The organism is Streptomyces sp. NPDC055243 (assembly GCF_044544025.1).
Taxonomy (GTDB): Bacteria; Actinomycetota; Actinomycetes; order Streptomycetales; family Streptomycetaceae; genus Streptomyces.
This window is the reverse complement of record NZ_JBITWR010000018.1, coordinates 109,989-127,903: the sequence shown is the minus strand read 5'-3', so window position 1 is coordinate 127,903 and position 17,915 is coordinate 109,989. Positions and strand designations below refer to the sequence as shown.

At 71.4% G+C, this 17,915-nt stretch carries 16 protein-coding genes; 10 read left to right on the top strand and 6 right to left on the bottom strand.

From position 1 onward, the window contains the following. Nucleotides 1-2: 2 nt before the first annotated feature. Entirely contained in the window at nt 3-713 is a 711-nt protein-coding gene (locus tag ACIGXX_RS36950; RefSeq protein ID WP_351165131.1) for a TetR/AcrR family transcriptional regulator C-terminal domain-containing protein, read from the bottom strand. A gap of 63 nt (nt 714-776) precedes the next feature. Here ACIGXX_RS36950 and ACIGXX_RS36945 point away from each other — a divergent pair, with 63 nt between their 5' ends. Together ACIGXX_RS36945 and ACIGXX_RS36940 are read left to right on the top strand one after the other, a co-directional pair. Continuing rightward, entirely contained in the window at nt 777-1,718 is a 942-nt protein-coding gene (locus tag ACIGXX_RS36945; protein WP_399982470.1) for an ATP-binding cassette domain-containing protein, read from the top strand. Between the two features lie 84 nt (nt 1,719-1,802). Further along, nucleotides 1,803-2,585 (top strand): ABC transporter permease, encoded by a 783-nt coding sequence (locus ACIGXX_RS36940; protein ID WP_383818026.1) that lies wholly within the window; start codon nt 1,803-1,805, stop codon nt 2,583-2,585. 34 nt (nt 2,586-2,619) lie between these two features. On the opposite strand, the gene ACIGXX_RS36935 is transcribed toward ACIGXX_RS36940, so the two are convergent. The 4 genes from ACIGXX_RS36935 to sigK all read right to left on the bottom strand — a co-directional run bounded on the left by ACIGXX_RS36935 (nt 2,620) and on the right by sigK (nt 6,287). After that, nucleotides 2,620-4,272 carry an amidohydrolase gene (locus ACIGXX_RS36935; protein WP_399982465.1) on the bottom strand — a complete coding sequence of 551 codons (1,653 nt, stop codon included), beginning with the start codon at nt 4,270-4,272 and terminating at the stop codon, nt 2,620-2,622. Nucleotides 4,273-4,558: 286 nt separating this feature from the next. Beyond that, nucleotides 4,559-4,825: a hypothetical protein gene (locus ACIGXX_RS36930; RefSeq protein ID WP_351165136.1), complete on the bottom strand. Its 267-nt coding sequence runs from the start codon at nt 4,823-4,825 to the stop codon at nt 4,559-4,561. A 116-nt stretch (nt 4,826-4,941) separates the two neighbouring features. Further along, complete coding sequence (locus ACIGXX_RS36925) at nt 4,942-5,736, bottom strand: anti-sigma factor domain-containing protein (protein WP_399982461.1); 795 nt, start codon at nt 5,734-5,736, stop codon at nt 4,942-4,944. After that, on the bottom strand, nt 5,733-6,287 hold the full coding sequence (gene sigK / locus ACIGXX_RS36920) for an ECF RNA polymerase sigma factor SigK (RefSeq protein WP_351165139.1): 555 nt from the start codon (nt 6,285-6,287) through the stop codon (nt 5,733-5,735). Before sigK ends, ACIGXX_RS36925 begins: the two co-directional genes overlap by 4 nt. Before the next feature lie 223 nt (nt 6,288-6,510). On the opposite strand from sigK, the gene ACIGXX_RS36915 reads away from it, so the two are divergent. The 4 genes from ACIGXX_RS36915 to ACIGXX_RS36900 all read left to right on the top strand — a co-directional run bounded on the left by ACIGXX_RS36915 (nt 6,511) and on the right by ACIGXX_RS36900 (nt 13,056). Further along, nucleotides 6,511-8,070 carry a DUF4331 domain-containing protein gene (locus tag ACIGXX_RS36915; protein ID WP_351165140.1) on the top strand — a complete coding sequence of 520 codons (1,560 nt, stop codon included), beginning with the start codon at nt 6,511-6,513 and terminating at the stop codon, nt 8,068-8,070. 156 nt (nt 8,071-8,226) lie between these two features. Then, complete coding sequence (locus ACIGXX_RS36910; RefSeq protein WP_399982456.1) at nt 8,227-9,525, top strand: tetratricopeptide repeat protein; 1,299 nt, start codon at nt 8,227-8,229, stop codon at nt 9,523-9,525. Nucleotides 9,526-9,943: 418 nt separating this feature from the next. Next, the gene (locus ACIGXX_RS36905) at nt 9,944-11,332 is read left to right on the top strand and encodes a sulfite exporter TauE/SafE family protein (protein ID WP_399982453.1); all 1,389 of its coding nucleotides are present in this window, start codon (nt 9,944-9,946) and stop codon (nt 11,330-11,332) included. A 110-nt stretch (nt 11,333-11,442) separates the two neighbouring features. Then, entirely contained in the window at nt 11,443-13,056 is a 1,614-nt protein-coding gene (locus ACIGXX_RS36900) for a serine/threonine-protein kinase (protein WP_399982547.1), read from the top strand. A 6-nt stretch (nt 13,057-13,062) separates the two neighbouring features. Here the strand turns inward: ACIGXX_RS36900 and ACIGXX_RS36895 are convergent, their stop codons facing one another. After that, nucleotides 13,063-13,887 (bottom strand): SGNH/GDSL hydrolase family protein, encoded by an 825-nt coding sequence (locus ACIGXX_RS36895; RefSeq protein WP_351171408.1) that lies wholly within the window; start codon nt 13,885-13,887, stop codon nt 13,063-13,065. A 333-nt stretch (nt 13,888-14,220) separates the two neighbouring features. Between ACIGXX_RS36895 and ACIGXX_RS36890 the strand changes: the two genes are divergently transcribed. From ACIGXX_RS36890 to ACIGXX_RS36875, 4 genes are all read left to right on the top strand, one after another. Next, nucleotides 14,221-14,553, top strand: coding sequence for a hypothetical protein (locus ACIGXX_RS36890; protein ID WP_351171405.1), 333 nt, complete (start codon nt 14,221-14,223; stop codon nt 14,551-14,553). A 1-nt stretch (nt 14,554) separates the two neighbouring features. Further along, the gene (locus ACIGXX_RS36885; protein ID WP_351171402.1) at nt 14,555-15,655 is read left to right on the top strand and encodes a GNAT family N-acetyltransferase; all 1,101 of its coding nucleotides are present in this window, start codon (nt 14,555-14,557) and stop codon (nt 15,653-15,655) included. A 379-nt stretch (nt 15,656-16,034) separates the two neighbouring features. Then, entirely contained in the window at nt 16,035-16,865 is an 831-nt protein-coding gene (locus tag ACIGXX_RS36880) for a glycosyltransferase family 2 protein (RefSeq protein WP_351171399.1), read from the top strand. Continuing rightward, complete coding sequence (locus tag ACIGXX_RS36875) at nt 16,862-17,893, top strand: glycosyltransferase family 2 protein (RefSeq protein ID WP_361469951.1); 1,032 nt, start codon at nt 16,862-16,864, stop codon at nt 17,891-17,893. Before ACIGXX_RS36880 ends, ACIGXX_RS36875 begins: the two co-directional genes overlap by 4 nt. Nucleotides 17,894-17,915: the final 22 nt, after the last annotated feature.

Below are 17,915 nucleotides of genomic sequence, written 5' to 3'. Positions count from 1 at the left end.
GCTCAGGCGAACGAGTCCAGGAGCCTGTTCAGCATCCGCTCGAAGAGCTCGTCGGAGTTCCCCGGCGCGGGCCCCTCGGTGAGCGCCGCCGCGAGCCGCGGATAGGCCCCACCGGCGACCTGCCCGGCGAGATAGGCGAACCGCGCCTGCTGCTCCTGCTCCTCCGTCCACGGCAGTGCCCGCGCGCGCTCGGCCATGGCGAACTCGTTGACGACGTACGTCATGACCGAGCCGTTGACCATCCCGATCAGCTCCATCTTGGTGCCGTAGGGAGCGTCCAGGCCCTCCAGGGCGCCGAGGCAGTGCTCCAGGTAGCGCAGTGCGTTCGGGCTGAAGCCGTAGAGCGCCGACATGATCCGCGGCAGCCACGGGTGGCGGCGCATGATGGCGCGCGTCTGGCGGCCGAGCGCCAGCATCTCCGCACGCCAGTCGCTGCCCGGCGGTCCGGCCGGCAGTTCGTACTCGCCGCTCACCGCGTCGACCATCAGCTCGTTCAGGTCTTCTTTGCGCGGTACGTAGTTGTAGAGCGACATGGTGCCGCAGCCGAGCTCGCCCGCGACTCTCCGCATGGAGACCGCGTCGATGCCGTCCGCGTCGGCGATGCGGACGGCCGCCGCGGCGATGTCCGCCCTGCTGTACGCGGGCTTCGGGCCACGGCCCGCACGCTCGGGGCGCGCCCAGATCACTTCCGGTTCGGCCGCTCGGCCCGCCATTGATCATCACCTCGCCCCCCATGTTAGTTACGTACAGCGTACGTAGTGAGGTACCGTACGGACATGACTTCTACGTACGCTGTACTTAGTGAGGGTCTGGAGAAGCGGTTCGGCGAGGTCCACGCCCTGACGGGGCTCGACCTCGCCGTCCCCGAGGGCACCGTCTGCGGACTGCTCGGGCCCAACGGAGCGGGCAAGACGACCGCGGTGCGCCTGCTCACCACGCTCCAGACGCCGGATGCCGGGACCGCGCGCGTCGCGGGGCACGACGTGGTGCGGGAGGCCGCCGCGGTGCGGCGGCTCATCGGGGTGACCGGGCAGTACGCCTCCGTGGACGGCGATCTGACCGGGCGGGAGAATCTGCGGCTCTTCGCCCGGCTGCTGCGGGCCCCGCGGGCGCGGGGCGACGAACTGCTCGAGCAGTTCGGCCTGACGGACGCGGCCGACCGTCCCGCGCGCACGTACTCCGGTGGGATGCGGCGGCGGCTCGACCTGGCGGCGAGTCTCCTGGTGCGGCCGAGGGTGCTCTTCCTGGACGAGCCCACCACCGGGCTCGACCCGCACAGCCGGAACGGCATCTGGGACGCCGTACGCGAACTGGCCGCCGCGGGGACGACCGTGCTGCTGACCACGCAGTATCTGGAGGAGGCCGATCAGCTCGCCGACGAGGTCGTGTTGATCGACGGAGGCCGGGCCGCACATCGCGGCACCCCTGCCGCGCTGAAGGCCCAGATCGGGAGCTACGTCGAGGTCGTCCTCCCGCAGGACGCGGCGGCGCAGGCGCTGTCCGCCGCCGCGGTCGTCCTCGACCAGCTCACCGGGGCCGAGCCGGTCCTGGACGCCGAACGGCGCACCGCCGGAGTGGTCGCCCTCGACATGGATCTGACGCTGCCGCGGGTCGTACGGGAGCTGGATGCCGCGGGGGTGCCTGTCGTGGACGCGACGCTTCGGGCGCCGACGCTCGACGAGGTGTTTCTGCGGCTCGTCGCCGCTCGCGTCTCCTAGACCGCCGCTTCCCGGCGGACGTTTCCCGCCCACCCACCGGATCGCCCCGCAGCGAACAGGTGGGGTCTACCCACGGAGTCCCTCTTGAGCGCCATCCTCTACGACGGCACCGCCGTCCTCGGCCGGCACCTTCAGCGCATCAAGCACGCGCCCGCCATCCTCCTCATGACGCAGACGATGCCCATCGTCTTCCTGCTCTTCTTCGGCTACGTCTTCGGCAGCGCCCTGGCCATGCCCGGCGCCGACTACCGCGCCTTCCTCGTCCCGGGCATGCTCGTCGCGACCACCGCGAACGGCATCATGACCGGCATGTTCACCGCCGCCCAGGACTCCCACCGGGGCGTCATGGACCGCTTCCGCACGATGCCCATGAGCCGCTCGGCGGTGCCGCTCGGGCAGGCCGCCGCCGATCTGCTGACCACCGCCGTGGGGCTCGTGCCGCTGATCCTCGTCGGGCTTGCGATGGGGTGGCGCATCGAGGGCGGACCGCTCCAGGCCCTGGGCGCCTTCGGCCTGTTGCTGCTCTTCCGGTTCGCGACGACCTGGGTCGGCATCCTGCTCGGGCTCGCATCGCAGAGCGAGGAGGCGGCGGGCCAGCTGGGCGGCGCGACGTTCATGCTGCCGCTGCTCTCGAACGCGTACATCCCCGCCGACGGGCTTCCCGGCTGGCTGCGCACCGTCGCCGAGTGGAACCCGATCAGCGCGGTGGCCACGGCGGTGCGCGATCTGTTCGGCAACGCGCCCGTGCCCGCGGACGCCGCCTGGCCGGTGGCGCACCCCGTGGCCGGGTCGATCCTCTGGTCGCTGGTGCTGCTCGGCGTGTGCGTACCGCTCGCCGTCCGCCGGTACACGCGCGGCGGACGGTGAGCGGACGAACTCGCGTCACGCCTCTGCTTCCGGCCTACTTCTGGGGTTCGAGCTCCGGCCCCAGTGACGAGAACTTCTCCTGGGACACGACCCGCTTCGGCGGCCAGGTGATGTTCGACGGCGGCCACTTCTGGCCCGTCTTCTTCAGGAACCACGCCGGGGGTTCGTACATCGGCGGCTCATAGCCGTCCGGCAGCGCGGTCTTCCAACTCACGCCCTTCGTACGCTCCTTGAACTCGTCCTTGACCGCCTTCAGCCGCTCGGGCTGCGTGATCAGGTCGACCGCCGTCGCCGCCAGATACTTCGCCGCGGCGATCACCGCGGCCTGGCCGGGCGCGGCCGCCGCGCAGGCCGCCGTGGACCAGGTGTGCATCTTGGTGCCGATGGGGGCGAGCGCGGCGCCCATCGAGACGGTGGGGACGTTCCAGCTGATGTCGGCGACGTCCGTGGAGCCGCCGCCCATGAACACCGGGCTGGGCGGGGTCAGTTCACCGACCTTGTCGTGCATGCCCTTCTGGGGCAGACCGAGGGACTCCTGGAGCTCCTTGGCCAACTCGTGGGCCTCGGAGCTGAATCGGGGCGGTCCTATCTCCCGCATGTTCGCGTGCAGGAGCTCGGCGAAGGCCTTGGCCGGGAGCTGGTTCCAGCAGGCCGACGTGACGCGGTGGCGGACGGTCGTCCGGGAGGCCTTCGCCGCCGCCTCGGAGACCGCGATCACCTTGTCCAGGAGGACCTGGACGCGGGCGGGGCTTCCTTCGCGCACGTAGTAGGAGATCTCGGCGATCTCCGCGGTGACGTTCGGGATGTCACCGCCGTTGTTGATCACCCAGTGCAGGCGGCCGCTCGGCGCGAGGTTCTCCTCGCGCAGGAACTCCGACATCGTCGCCATCATCACGGCGGCGTCGAGCGCGGACTTGTTGCCGAGCGGGGTGCCGCCGTGCCCGGCCACGCCGAGGAAGGTGAAGGTGACGGCGCTCATCGCGGTGGTGCTGCCCCAGCCCGTCGCGTTGGCCGTCGAGGGGTGCCAGTCCAGGAACGCGTCGAGGCCGTCGTACACCCCCTTGCTGACGGCGTACGTCTTGCCGATCAGCATCTCCTCGGCCGTGGAGCCGAAGAACTTCACGGTGACGGGCAGCCGGTGCTTCTTGGCCGCCTGCGCGACGGCCGCCGCCGCGGCGGCGGCAGCCGTGCCGAGCGCGCTGTGGCCGCAGCCGTGGCCGGGGCCGTAGCTGGGCGCGAAGGGGTCGTGGATGTACTCGCGCGGATCGTGGTGGCCCACGCCCTTGTTCTGGGAGAGGCCGGGCAGCGCGTCGTACTCGCCGCTGAAGCCGAGGACGGGGCCGTCCTTGCCGTGCGTGAAGGTCGCGGTGAACGCCGTCGGGAAGCCCGCGGTGCCGAACTCGACGTCGAATCCGGCCCGTTCGAGGAAGTCGGCCTCCGCGATGGAGGACTTCCACTCGCGCAGGGACAGTTCCGCGTTGTCCCAGATCTCGGCGTTCAGGCCGGTGATGCGGTCGTCGTGGGAGGAGATCCAGTCGAGCGCCGCCCGCTTGGCGGGGGTGTCGGCCGCAAGGCCTTCGGGGGCTTCGTAGGCGGCGGGACTGTCGTCGGTGCCGGCGGCCATCGCCGGGTCCGCGTCGGCGGTCATGACACCGGCGGTGACACCGGCCGCGCCGAGGAGCTGCATGATGTGGCGGCGGCTCAGGGGCGGTCCGCCCGCGGGGAGTGCCTCATGCTCATGCTCATGCTCATGCTGATCGTGCAGGTCACACACGCGCACCTCCGGGGGTGAGGTTGGGTGTATCAGCCAAACAATCAGCCACATTGGGGCCCGGAAGTTGCGGCGTCAACAGGTGCGCATGACACGGGTGTTACGGAAGGGACGTGATGAGTGACGTGTGCAGTAAGGGAAGGGGCGGGTGGGTGGGAGCAATCCGCCGCTGAGCGGCGGCCGAACCCCCGACCACCCGTGGTCAGCGACCCCCAAAGAGCGACCGCCGCAGCCTGCGCAAGGGAGCGAAGAGGGAGACCCTCCGCACACGTGCACCTCGGCCACTGTGGTCGTGCGCGCCCCGCGAGGTCAGCTCACGCATCAGCAGCGTCGCCTCCGCCGTCTCGCGCTGCGGAACGGCGGGGCCGCCCAGCACTGAGAGATGGCGGTCGAGACGCGAGCTGGTCGCGCTGCTCCCGCAGGTGATCGCAGGGACACGCGCCCTGCTGCGCACCGTTATCTGTTCCATGTCACTCCCCACCCGTACGAGGGCACCCGGCCCAGGGCAGGTTAACCCTATCGCCCCGTCCGGACACCCGTGTATCCCGGTCACAGGATTCACCTACCCAGTAAGGAGGTTGACGATTACTCTCCGAATCCAACTGATTCCAGGGCGAGTTGGACAAGAGGGGCATAAGTGGGCTCCTCTGAGCCCCCATCGGGTTCGACGGTCACGGCCAGTGACGTGGCGGACGCGCTCAGGCCCGTGGCGATCACCGGCGTTTCACCCGTGAGGAGGCCCAGGGAACGGGCCTCCGAAGGGGTCCGCATCACCCACAGTTGGTGCGCACGGCCCCGAGGCGGCGCCCCGAGCCCCGTGACGGCCACCACGGCGCGCCGCCTGGACTCCGACGCGACGACGGTGATGCCGCGCCCCCACACGTCCCGCTCCGCGCTCGCGCGGGCATCCGGAGCGGCCAGGACGTGGGCGATCTCACGTGCGTCGGCGCGCTCGCGGTCGAGTCGGCCGTCGGAACGGATCAGCTGGACGGCGAGGATCGCGCACACCGCCAGCACGAGCGCGGTGAAGGCGACGACCGGAAGAAAGAGTGCGCGGGTGCGTGGGGGCGCGCTCGGAGCGGCGGGCGCCCGCGGGGGCGGCTCCTGCTCCGTCGTGCGTACGGCGGCGAGCACCCGCTCGCGCAGAGCGGGCGGCGGAGGTGTCGCCGCCGCGCCCGCCAGGCGTACGGCGCCCTCGCCCAGCTCCCTGGTCTCCGCCCGGCAGCCCGGGCAGCGGCCCAGATGCCGCTCGAAGCGGCGCAGTTCACGGGGGTCGAGGGCGTCCAGGGCGTAGGGGACGGCCAGGGAGTGGACGGCACGGCGGAGGCGCGACCGCCCCGCGGCGAACACCCTGAGGTCCCCCTCCGTGCCGCGCGTCATGTCGCGCCTCCCGTGGCGGCGCCCAGGCAGTCGCGCAGGCGCAGCAGCCCGTCCCGCATCCGCGTCTTGACGGTGCCGAGCGGGACGGAGAGGCGCCGGGCGACTTCGCGATACGTATAGCCGTCGTAGTAGGCGAGGGTGACGGCCTGGCGCTGGAGGTCGGTGAGGCGCCGGAGGCAGCGGCGCACCCGTTCGCGCTCCAGGTTGGCCTCGACCGCCTCGGCGACCTGGTCGAAGGCGGGTCCTTCGCCGCGCCCGGCCACACGCCGTTCGCGGTCGTTCGCCGCGCGGACACTGCGTACCCGGTCCACCGCCCTGCGATGGGCGAGCGTGAGGATCCAGGACAGGGCGCTACCGCGCGCCGGATCGAAGCGGCCCGCCGTCCGCCACAGTTCGAGCAGCACCTCCTGGACCACTTCCTCGGACTGCGCCGGATCACGCAGGACGCGGCGGACCAGTCCGTAGACCGGCCCGGAGACCAGGCCGTACAGCTTCTCGAACGCCGGCTGGTCTCCCTGGGCGATCAACGGCAGCAGATCGTCGGCCTCCATGCGGGTCCCCTCCCCCTCGTGTCCCCCCTCGTCCCGGCCCGGGCGGCTCACCGCCTCCTGGGCCGGGCGGCTCATCGCCGGTCGCCCCGTGATTCGCGGCGAGAGGAGGCACCGGATTGGAGACAGGCCCAATCCGTCCGGCGCTCCGCCCCGAATGGCGTTCGTCAGGCGGCTTGCGCGCACCGCGCGTGGGGTCGCGCGAGGAACAGTAAGGACGGACGCGATGACAGCTATCGCCAAGAGCCGAGCGGGGCGCCGCGGCAAGCGCGGCCTCGCCGTGCTCGTCTGTGGCGCGCTGGCCGCCGGGGGGCTCGCAGCCGCCGGCGTGACGGCACTGGAGCCGCAGACGGCGGACGCCGCCAGCCACCGGGAGGCTCCGCTGATCTCGGGGCAGCCTCAGTACGACAACACGGACGTGTACGCGTTCGTCAGCCCGGACAAGCCCGACTCCACGACGATCGTGGCGAACTGGCTGCCCTTCGAAGAGCCCGCGGGCGGTCCCAACTTCTACCCGTGGGCCGACGACGCCCAGTACGACGTCCACATCGACAGCGACGGGGACGCCCAGGGCGACCTCCTCTACCGGTGGACGTTCGACACGAAGACGAAGAACGGCGACACGTTCCTCTACAACACCGGGCCCGTGACCAGCCTCGACGATCCCGACCTGAACGTGACGCAGACGTACGACCTGGAGCTGATCAAGCTCAAGGACCAGAAGGTCACCTCGACCACGAAGCTCGCCGACGACGTGCCCGCGGCGCCGTCGCACGTCGGCAAGGCGTCGATGCCGAACTACAAGAAGCTGCGCGACCAGGCCGTGCGCCAGATCAAGGGCGGCGGCTCGACGTTCGCGGGACAGGCCGACGACCCGTTCTTCCTGGACCTGCGGGTGTTCGACCTGCTGTACGGCGGCGACCTGTCGGAGGTCGGCAACGACACCCTCAAGGGCTACAACGTGAACTCCCTCGCCCTTCAGGTGCCGACCGCCCAGATACGGCAGTCGGAGAAGCAGCCGACCGTCGGCATCTGGTCGACGACGCAGCGCAAGAACGCGGGCGGCAAGTGGACCCAGGTCTCACGGATGGGCAATCCGCTGGTCAACGAGGTCGTCGTGCCGCAGAAGGACAAGGACAAGTTCAACGCGTCCTCGCCCTGGGACGACGCGCAGTTCCTGAAGTACGTGACCAAGCCGGAGCTGCCCAAGCTCCTGGAGAAGATCTACAAGCTGAAGGCGCCCGCCGAGCCGCGCAACGACCTCGTCTCGGTGTTCCTGACGGGCGTGAAGGATCTCAACCAGCCGCCCGGCGTCCGGCCCGCCGAGGCCCTGCGGCTCAACACGTCCATCAAGCCGGCGGCTTCGCCGAAGCGGCTCGGGGTGCTCGACGGCGACAACGCCGGGTTCCCGAACGGGCGGCGGCTCGCCGATGACGTCGTCGACATCGAGCTGCAGGCCGTCGAGGGCGAACTCACCGGCAACAAGAACGACCTGGGCGACGCGGTGAACGTCAACGACCAGAAGTTCGGCGGGACCTTCCCGTACGTGGCGCTGCCCACGTCCGGGTCCCGGGGACCGCTGGCCAAGGGCGGCAGCGACGACGGCACATCGGCGCGTGACGCTCTTGGCGGCGGTGCCGTGCCCGGGCGTCCGGAGTCCGGCGGTGGCGACGACACCGATGCCGTGCTGATCGCCTCCGCAGCGGCGGGGGCGGCCGGTGTGCTCCTTGTCGGGCTCGGGCTCGCGTGGTGGCGCAGGCGCGGGACCTCCGGGGTCGTGGGCTGAGCCCCTTCCCCACCTCATGACCGGCGCGGCCCGCATCCATCCCCCTTGCGGGTCGCGCCCTCTCTCCCCGTACGGAATACGGAAGTCTCGGAAGGCCCAGTGATGGCATTACCTCGTTCTGCCGCTCGTTCTGCCGGTCGGTTCGTGGTGGCGGCGGTGGCTCTCGCGCTCGCGATCACCGGAGGTGCCGTCGTGGTCGGCGGTGCGGGCGGGTCGGACCGGCCGCCGCCGTCCGCCGCCGTGGCGCCGGGTGCGGGTGCGGGCTCGGGCTCGCTTCGGGGGGCCGATCTCGATCGTGGCATCGAGGCGTTGCAGGCCCATCTGCGGGACCAGCCGCGGAACTCCGCCGCGTGGGCGTCACTGGGGACCGCCTACGTCGAGCAGGCCCGTACCCGGGGTGACCCGTCGCGTTACCGCGAGGCGGAACGCGCTCTCGAGCGGTCCCTGAAGCTTCGGCCCCGCAATGACGCGGGGCTGGCGGGGCGGGCGGCGCTGGCTGCCGCCCGCCACGACTTCACGGGGGCGCTGCGGGATGCCGAGGCGGCGCTCGACGTGAACCCCTACAGCGAGGGGGCGTTGGCCTCGCGGATCGACGCGTTGGTCGAGCTCGGGCGGTACGGGGCGGCGTCGCGGGCCGCGGACGAGGCCGACGCGCGGCGGCCCGGGGTGCCGGTGTTCACGCGGTACGCCTATGTGCGGGAGCTCCGGGGCGATGTGGCCGGGGCTCGGCGGGCGCTGTCGCGGGCTGCGGACGCGGGTGGTGGTGGCGGGGATGTCGCGTACGTGGCCACCGAGCTGGGGCAACTCGCCTGGCGGCAGGGGCAGTACGGGGAGGCGCTGAAGCAGTGCGGGAGGGCGCTGCGGTCCGACGCCTCCTATCTCCCGGCGATGGAGTGCCGGGCGCGGGCGTGGGCCGGGCAGGGCCGGACGGCGCAGGCGATACGGACGCTTCGGGATGTGGTGGCTCGGGCGCCGCTGCCGGGGCCGTTGGTCGCGCTGGGCGAGTTGTACGAGGCGCGGGGCGAGCGGGGTGACGCGGCGAAGTCGCGGGAGCAGTACGCGTTGGTGTCCGCGTGGGTGTCCCTGGCCCGGGCGAACGGGGTGAACGCGGATCTGGACGCGGCGATCGCGTTGACGGATCACGGGACGCGGGCCGAACGGAAGGCGGCGCTGCGGGCGGCGCGGGCGGAGTGGGGCCGGCGGCACACGGTGCACACGGCGGACGCGCTGGCCTGGGCACTGCACGTCAACGGCCGCTCGGAGGAGGCGCTTGCGTACGCCCGCCGGGCCACGGCCACGGGGTTCCGCGAGGCATCGTTCATGTACCACCGGGGTGTGATCGAAGGGGCGACGGGCGATGCGGGGGCGGCTCGTCGCTGGAAGTCGGCGGCGGTGAAGCTGAACCCGGGGTTCTCGCCGATGGCGCCGGGGCGCGAAGCGAGGGGATCATCGTGAGGTCGACTACTGATCGTTCTGGGCGCGGTACCGCGCCCATATGTCCGTCCGCGCCCTTGTCCCGTGACCGCGCTGCGGGTCCCGCGGTGCGGCCCGTGCGTGGGTGCGGGGCCGCGCCGGTATGTCCGTCCTCGCTATCGTCCGGTGGCCCCTTGGGTGCTGCGGCACCGGAGCGCCGCGAACCGTGCTCCGGGCGGACATACCGGCACGTCCCCTCCCGAGCGCTCCCGACTGCGGCCGATCGCTGGTCGCTGCGGGGCAATCGGGCGGGTGGGCGGGAAAGGCCCGTTCGTCGAGGGGCGGATGCGGGGGTTCGGGCGGGTGGGTGGGAGAGCTTGTTCGTCGAGGTGTCGCTGCGGGGTAATCGGGCGGGTGGGTGGGAGAGGCCCGTTCGGGCTGTGGGCGCTGCGGGGGAGCGGTGAAGCGGCGTGCCCTCGGCCTCGGGGGCGCCCTGACCGCGGGGCTCGCGCTCACCCTGCTGCCCGCAGGGGAAGCCTCCGCCCACCCGCTGGGCAACTTCACCGTCAATCAGTACGACGGAGTCGTGGTCAGGCCCGGACAGCTGCGGGTCGACCACGTCGAGGACCTCGCCGAGATCCCGGCCACTCAGGCCATGCCCCGCATCAAGCGCGTAGGCATGGCGAGTTGGGCCGAGGCCCGGTGTGAGGACGCCGCCCGCGGCAGCCTGCTGCGGGTGGACGGGCGGGCGGCGGTGCTCCGCGTGGAGAAGGCCCGGGCGGTCACCCGGGACGGGCAGGCCGGACTGCCCACCCTGCGCGTGGAGTGCGAGCTCGGCGCCCCGCTCCCCCGGGACTCCGAGCTCGCCGCCCGCTTCGAGACCGCCGGGCAGCCGGGCCCCGGATGGCGGGAGGTCACCGCGCAGGGCGATCGGATGACCCTGAGCGCATCGGACGTACCGAAGGCCTCCATCTCCCAGCGGCTCACCCGTTATCCGGAGCGACTGCTCGACTCGCCGCCCGGCGAGGACTCCGCCACCCTGCGCATCACCCCTGGCGGCCCCGCCCTCATCGAGGAGAAGCCGGAAGCGCCGGCTTCGGCGCTGCCGCGCGGCGCCGACCGGTGGACCCAGGCCCTCACCGGCCTCGTCGCCCGCCACGACCTCACCCCCGGCTTCGCCGGACTCGCCCTGGCCATCGCCCTGTTGCTGGGGGCGCTGCACGCCGTCGCGCCGGGGCACGGCAAGACGCTGATGGCCGCGAGCGCCGCCGCGCGGGGGCGCGCCTCCCTGCGGGACGTCCTCCCCCTCGCCGCCTCGGTCACCGTCACCCACACGCTCGGCGTGACGGCCCTGGGGCTGCTCGTGGCGGGCGGCTCGGTCGCCGCCCCCTCCGTCATCGCCTGGCTGGGAGTGGTCAGCGGCATCCTCGTCGCCGGGGCGGGAACCCTGCTCGTGCGAAGGGCCTGGCTGCGGCGCAGGCACTCCCATCATCACCACCACCATCACCATGAAGCGGCTCCCTCTGTGCGGGGCGCCCTCTTCCTCGGCTTCGCCGGGGGGCTCGTGCCCAGTCCCTCCGCCGTCGTCGTACTCGTCGGCGCCGCCGCCCTGGGCGAGGCCTGGTTCGGGTTGCTGCTCGTCCTCGCGTACGGGGTGGGCCTCGCCGTCACGCTGACGGCCGCCGGGTTCCTCCTGGTGCGGGTCGGGTCGCTCGCCGGGCGGCGGGTCCGCGGGCCCCGGTGGCTGCACCGGGCCACGCACCGCTTCCTGCCGCTGGGCTCCGCCTGTGTCGTGGTCGCTCTCGGGTGCGGATTGGTGTTCAAGGGGGCGGCAACCGCACTCGGTTGAGGTAGTTTTGTGGAGAATCGCACGGCTCAGGATGGGGGACGCCCGTGAGCGACGACGAGCGTGTGATCGCGGGGCGCTACCGCCTTCTCGCCCCTTTGGGCGAAGGCGGCATGGGCACGGTCTGGCGGGCCCGCGACGAAGTCCTGGGCCGCGAGGTCGCGGTCAAGGAAGTGCGCGCCCCCGCCGGGCTCCCGGCCGGCGACGTCGACCGGCTGTACGCCCGTCTGGAGCGCGAGGCATGGGCCGCCGCCCGCATCCCGCACCGCAATGTGGTGACGGTCTATGACGTGGCGAGCGAGGACGGGCGCCCGTGGATCGTCATGGAGATCGTGCGCGGGCTCGCGCTCTCCGACGTCCTGGACGCGGAGGGTCCGATGCCGCCGCAGCGCGCCGCCCACATCGGCGCCGAGGTGCTCGCCGCCCTGCGGGCCGCGCACGAGGCCGGGGTCCTGCACCGTGACGTCAAGCCCGGCAACGTACTCATCGCGAACGACGGGCGGGTCGTGCTGACCGACTTCGGGATCGCCATGGTGGAGGGGAGTTCCGCCCTGACCATGACGGGTGAGGTCGTCGGCTCGCCCGAATTCCTTGCCCCCGAGCGGGCGTTGGGGCGTCGGCCCGGTCCGGAGTCCGATCTGTGGTCGCTCGGCGTGCTGCTCTACGCGGCCGTCGAGGGCAGTTCGCCGTTCCGGCAGGACACCCCGCTCAGTACGTTGCGTGCGGTCGTCGACGAGGAGTTGCCGCCGCCGCTGAACGCGGGGCCGCTGGTCCCGGTCATCGAAGGGCTGCTGCGCAAGGACCCCGCCGCCCGGATCTCCGCCGCCGAGGCCGAGAACCAGCTGCGGCTCGTCGCCGCGGGCGGCACTCCACGGGCGGCGACGCCCCTTCCGTACCTGCCGACCGTCACGTCACAGCAGCAACAGCAAGCGCCCTCGCCGCTGCCGCCGCCACCGGACCAGGAGGAGCCCGTCGTCGCCACGACCACCACCGTGGCCCCGACGCGTTCACGCCGCACCGTCCTAGTCTTCGCCGCGGGCCTGGTCGCCCTGGCGCTGGCGCTGGCCGGGCTCACGTACGCCCTGGTCAACCGCGACGACGGAGGAGGCGGGGGCGGCAGCAGCAGCGGCTCCTCCGGGGGCGGCGGAGGAAGCGACAGCGGCGGGAGCGACGGCGGCGGCTCCGACGGCGGCACGAGCGGCGGCAGCAGTACGTCGGGCGGGAGCGACGGCGGAGGGTCGAGCACCGGCGGCGGCAGTGACGGCGGCTCCACCGGCGGGGGCGGCACGGACGGCGGCTCCACCGACGGCGGCGGCAACGGCGGGGGCACGACGACCCACCCGGCACAGTCCGTCAAGGTCTCGGTCGTCGGGGCGAACACGCAGTACAGCGGCGCCTGTCCGCCAGGCGCAGGGCAGGCCCCTTCGTTCACCGCGACGTTCACCGTGGGGCGGGTTCCGGTCACCGTCGACTACCGCTGGGTGACCAAGTCCGGTGAGCCGAGCGATCCCGGCTGGAAGACGCTCAGCTTCGCCTCCGGCGGCGGCAGGACCAAGCAGGCGCATCACACGGAGACGGTCGAGGGAGAGCCGGGCTCGACGCATCAGAACGAGATCAGCGTGGAGGTGCGCGGCCCGGTCGAGGCCTCGTCGAACTCCGTCGCGTACTCGGTGACATGCGAAGAGGAGACCCCGACGGGCGGGGTCTCCTCCTATGCGCCGAACTGAGTGGGGTCAGGAAGCCGCCGCGCTGAACACGGGGAGGTAGCCGCCGGACTGGCCCGCGGCCTTGGGGTGGTAGGACTCGCCGATGTTGGTCCAGTTCACGCTGTGCAGCCACGGGGAGCCCGAGCAGATCTCGTGGCCGGTGAAGGTGGAGGTCACGTCGCCGAAGGTGAAGCCGTGGTCGGCGGCGCGCTTGGCGGTGGTGGAGTTGAGGAGGTCGGCCGCGCCGTTGATGGCGCTGCGCTCCTTCTCGGAGAGCCCTGCGAGGCAGCCGCCGCCGAGCTTGTAGAAGCGGGGGTAGCCGAGCACGACGACCTGGGCGGCCGGTGCCTTCGCGCTGATCGCCGTGTAGACCTTGTCGAGGTTGCCGGGGAGCGTCGTCTCGACGTAGCTGCGTGCCTGCGCGATCCGCGCGAGACAGTTGCTCTCGGACTGCAGGACGCAGGTCGTCATGACGTCGGCGAAGCCGGCGTCGTTGCCGCCCACGGAGAGGCTGACCAGACCCGTTCCGGAGCCGAGCGGGCCGAGCTGGTTGGCCACGACATCACCCGTACGAGCGCCCGAGCAAGCCGTGAAGTTGAAGCTGGAGGGTGAGTTCGCGGCCGCCCAGAGCGCGGGGTAGGCGCGCGGGGTGCGCTTGCAGTCGCCGCTTCCGCTGTCGTATGCGCCGGCGCCGACACCGGAGGAGTAGGAGTCGCCGAGCGCCACATAGCCGGTGGCCGCGGCCTGTTGGTCGGATCGCTGGTCCGCTTGAGCCGCTGCGGCCCCGGTGAGGGCGAAGGCGGTGGCGAGGAGGAGTGAGGAAGCGTATGCCGTGATTCGGGACAATCTCATGGAACCTCCCTTAGCAGGATTTCTGCCACGACTGTGGTACCACTCCCCTCGGGGCGCCGGTAGTGTGCATGTCAATGAGTTCGCCTGCAATTCCCTTGCCCGCGCAGCGAGTTCCCTTCCGGTTCAAGGGCCCGCGGGGGAACATCTCCACACTCCCTCCGCATCTTGACGCGCCGCCGTCGACTGCGCGACATTGAAGCCCGGCATCCGGCGCGTCGGGGGGCAAAGTCGCCAATGCAGACCATCAGGCTCAAGGCACCTTCATCAGACACCGGGCAAGGCCCACAAGACCCGCCGAGCCGGCACGAGGACGCGTTGCCGCTGCTCGCGGGCATGGCTGTCGCGATGGGCGCGGTCGGCGCGATGCTGGCGCTCACGGACATCGCATCGCCCCTGCGCGGCCCCCTCACGCTGTTCTTCCTCCTGGCCGCGCCCGGCGCGGCGATAGGCGCCGCCCTCAGGGGACTTGATCCATGGGGCCGGATCGTGACTTCCGTTTCCGGGGCCGTCGCCGTCAATCTGTTGGTGGCCCAGGCACTGCTGGCCCTGCACATGTGGTCGGTCCGCGGCGGAGTCGTCGCCATCACCGTGATCGGCTCGCTCATCTATCTGCTGGTACTGGTACGGCGACTGCGCGGCCGTACCCCGACGAGGCGGACCTCCTGACGTGGACATCACCGTGCACCGCCCCGGAGAACTCACCGCTGCGGACCGGGTGGCCTGGACAGCACTGCAGTCCAAGGCCCATCTCAACGGCGCGCCGGAGCTGGGCAATCCGTTCCTCTCCCCGGAGTTCACCCTCGCGGTGGGCCACTGGCGACGCGGGGTGCGGATCGCGGTCGTGCGCGAGGCGGGTGAGCCCGCGGCGTTCCTCCCGTTCCAGAGATCCGTCACCGGCATCGGCCGGGCCGTCGGCCTCGGCGTCTCCGACTGCCAGGGCCTGGTGCACCGGCCCGGCTTCACCTGGGACGCGCGAGAGCTGTTGCGGGCCTGCGGGCTCGCGATGTACGAGTTCGACCATCTGGCCGGCGGCCAGGGGCCGTTCGAGGCGCACGCCTCCGGCTCCTTCGCCTCCCCCGTCATGGACATCGACCAGGGGTACGAGGCGTATCTCGGCCAGCTCAAGGCGAGATCCCCGAAGTTCGTCCGCTCGACCCACGCCAAGGAGCGCAGGCTCGCCCGTGACCACGGCGCCGTTCGCTACGTGCACGACGAGCGCGACCCGGCGGCCCTGCGCACCCTGATGGAGTGGAAGTCCGCCCAGTACCGCAGGACCGGCCGCAGCGACCGCTTCGCGCAGGCCTGGATCAGCCAGCTCGTGCGCCAGCTCTTCCACACCAGGTCCGATCAGTTCTCCGGCAGGCTCTCCGTGCTGTACGTCGAGGACGTGCCGGTCGCCGCGCACTTCGGGCTGTGCTCCGAGCGGGTCTTCGCCCAGTGGTTCCCGGCCTACGACCCGGCGTTCGCCAAGTACTCGCCGGGCCTGATCATGCATCTGCGCATGGCCGAGGCGGCCGCCGCCGACGGCATCGCGTACATGGATCTGGGACGCGGCCAGAAGCAGTACAAGGACTCCCTCAAGACACGTGAACTCACCGTGTCCGAGGGATGGGTGGCTCTGCGCCATCCGGCAGCGATCGGTCACCGGGTGCGGCGCGCTCCGGTCAGGGCGCTGCGCAACACGGTGCTGTCCCGGCCGGAGCTCTTCGAACCGGCCGACAAGCTGCTGAAACGCATGGGTCAAATTCGATCAAGAAAGAAGGAATAAGAGGGATCAGAAAGGAACGGGGCGCTCCATATACGCCCACCAAGACAGGCCAAATCATCAAAAGGGTGAGGCCTCGTTCCAGGTCTTGCCATACGGTCGCAATCATCAATACCGTCGTACATCCACCCGCATCGGTCCATCACGCAATGCGATCTAGGGGAGGGCTCAAGATCGCGGTGGTTCCGGCGCGGGGCGCGGTAGGGGGGTGCCGTGCTCGGCGACTGAATTCGTGCCGAGTCACGTCCCGCGCAATGCCAGCTCATTTGGCGTGCACGGAGATCGATTTCGTCATGCTCAAGTGAGAACCCCCCTTTCGAACCGGATACATATCCGGACCGCCCGGGGGTGGGCGGTCCACCGGACGAGAGGGATCAGACTCATGAGTTCTTTTGTGCGCCCGGCGACCGAGTCGGACGAAGACCCGTTAAACAAGCCGACGCTGTCCGGCAACTACCGGCCCATTTCCACGCACCTGGCGATCACACCGCCGGTGAGCGTCGTGATCCCCGCGATGAACGAAGCGGAGAATCTTCCCTACGTCTTCAAGACCCTGCCCGACTGGATCCACGAGGTCGTCCTGGTGGACGGAAACTCCACCGACGACACGGTGGCCGTCGCACGGGAGCTCTGGCCGGACGTCAAGGTCGTCCGCCAGCTCGGCAAGGGCAAGGGCGACGCCCTGATCACCGGATTCGAGGCGTGCACCGGCGACATCATCGTGATGGTCGACGCGGACGGCTCGGCCGACGGGCACGAGATCGTCAGCTATGTCTCCGCCCTCGTCTCGGGCGCGGACTTCGCCAAGGGCTCGCGGTTCGCCAACGGCGGTGCCACGGACGACATGACGCCGATCCGCAAGCTCGGCAACCACGTCCTGTGCTCCGTCGTGAACGCCAAGTTCGGCGCCCGCTACACCGACCTGTGCTACGGCTACAACGCCTTCTGGCGGCACTGCCTGGACAAGATCGACCTCGACTGCACGGGCTTCGAGGTCGAGACCCTGATGAACATCCGGGTGGTCAAGGCCGGGCTCAAGGTGCAGGAGATCCCCAGCCACGAGTATCTGCGCATCCACGGCGTCAGCAATCTCAGCGCCGTACGCGACGGTCTGCGGGTCCTGAAGGTGATTCTCACGGAGCGCTCCAACCGCCGCGGCCGACGCCGCACCCGTGGTGTTCCCTTCCGCACACGCCAGGGAGAGGTGTCTTGAGCGGTTCCGGACACCACGGGGGGAGCACGGTCGCGGGCATCTCCGTCGTCATCTGCGTCTACACCGAGGACCGCTGGGAAGACATCCTCGCGGCGGTCGCCTCGGTGCGGGCGCAGTCCCTGGCGGCGCTGGAGACGCTTCTCGTGGTGGATCACAACGCCTCGCTCCTGGACCGGCTCACCAAGGAGTACAAGGAGACCGAGGGGGTGCGGGTGCTCGCCAACGCGGGCCCCCGCGGCCTCTCCGCGGGCCGCAACACCGGCATCGCCGCCTCCAGCGGCGAGGTCATCGCGTTCCTGGACGACGACGCCGTCGCGGAGCGCGACTGGCTGCGCCACTTCGCCGAGGGGTACGCCGATCCGAAGGTCTTCGCGGTGGGCGGGCGCACCCTGCCCGTCTGGGAGTCCAGGCGCAGGCCCGCCTGGTTCCCCGAGGAGTTCGACTGGGTCGTGGGCTGTACGTACAAGGGGCTGCCCGAGGGGCGGGTGCGGGTGCGCAACGTCCTGGGCGGCAACGCCTCCTTCCGCCGCACCGCGTTCGAGGCGGCGGGCGGCTTCGCGACCGGCATCGGGCGCGACGGCGACAAGCGTCCGCTGGGCTGCGAGGAGACGGAGCTGTGCATCCGCCTCACCCGGGCCAGGCCGGACGCGGTCCTGCTCATCGACGACCGCGCGGTGATCCACCACCGTGTGCCCGCGGCCCGGGAGCGCTTCGGCTACTTCCGCACGCGGACGTACGCGGAAGGCCTGTCCAAGGCGCTCGTGGCCCGAAGTGTCGGCGCACAGAAGGGGCTTGAGTCCGAGCGGCGGTACGCCACGCGCGTGCTGCCCGCCGGTGTGGCGCGCGGACTGCGGGACGCGCTCCTTGCACGGCCTGGCGGTGCGGGCCGTGCGGGCGCCATCGTGGCGGGCGTGGTCACCGCGGCGGGGGGGTACGTCCTCGGCAGTGTCCGCGCACGCAGGGGAGGCGCCACTTTCTCGGTCGTGGAGATCGAGAAGGATGCGGACGGTGAGGGGGCTGCGGCATGAGCACGGCACCGATCGGCCGAGG

Excerpts from the sequence above, each read along its gene's own strand:
- ACIGXX_RS36950 (WP_351165131.1), bottom strand. The coding sequence starts at position 713 with ATGGCGGGCCGAGCGGCCGAACCGGAAGTGATCTGGGCGCGCCCCGAG.
- ACIGXX_RS36945 (WP_399982470.1), top strand. The coding sequence starts at position 777 with ATGACTTCTACGTACGCTGTACTTAGTGAGGGTCTGGAGAAGCGGTTC.
- ACIGXX_RS36935 (WP_399982465.1), bottom strand. The coding sequence starts at position 4,272 with ATGCAGCTCCTCGGCGCGGCCGGTGTCACCGCCGGTGTCATGACCGCC.
- ACIGXX_RS36930 (WP_351165136.1), bottom strand. The coding sequence starts at position 4,825 with ATGGAACAGATAACGGTGCGCAGCAGGGCGCGTGTCCCTGCGATCACC.
- ACIGXX_RS36925 (WP_399982461.1), bottom strand. The coding sequence starts at position 5,736 with ATGACGCGCGGCACGGAGGGGGACCTCAGGGTGTTCGCCGCGGGGCGG.
- sigK (WP_351165139.1), bottom strand. The coding sequence starts at position 6,287 with ATGGAGGCCGACGATCTGCTGCCGTTGATCGCCCAGGGAGACCAGCCG.
- ACIGXX_RS36915 (WP_351165140.1), top strand. The coding sequence starts at position 6,511 with ATGACAGCTATCGCCAAGAGCCGAGCGGGGCGCCGCGGCAAGCGCGGC.
- ACIGXX_RS36900 (WP_399982547.1), top strand. The coding sequence starts at position 11,443 with ATGGGCACGGTCTGGCGGGCCCGCGACGAAGTCCTGGGCCGCGAGGTC.
- ACIGXX_RS36895 (WP_351171408.1), bottom strand. The coding sequence starts at position 13,887 with ATGAGATTGTCCCGAATCACGGCATACGCTTCCTCACTCCTCCTCGCC.
- ACIGXX_RS36890 (WP_351171405.1), top strand. The coding sequence starts at position 14,221 with ATGGCTGTCGCGATGGGCGCGGTCGGCGCGATGCTGGCGCTCACGGAC.
- ACIGXX_RS36880 (WP_351171399.1), top strand. The coding sequence starts at position 16,035 with ATGAGTTCTTTTGTGCGCCCGGCGACCGAGTCGGACGAAGACCCGTTA.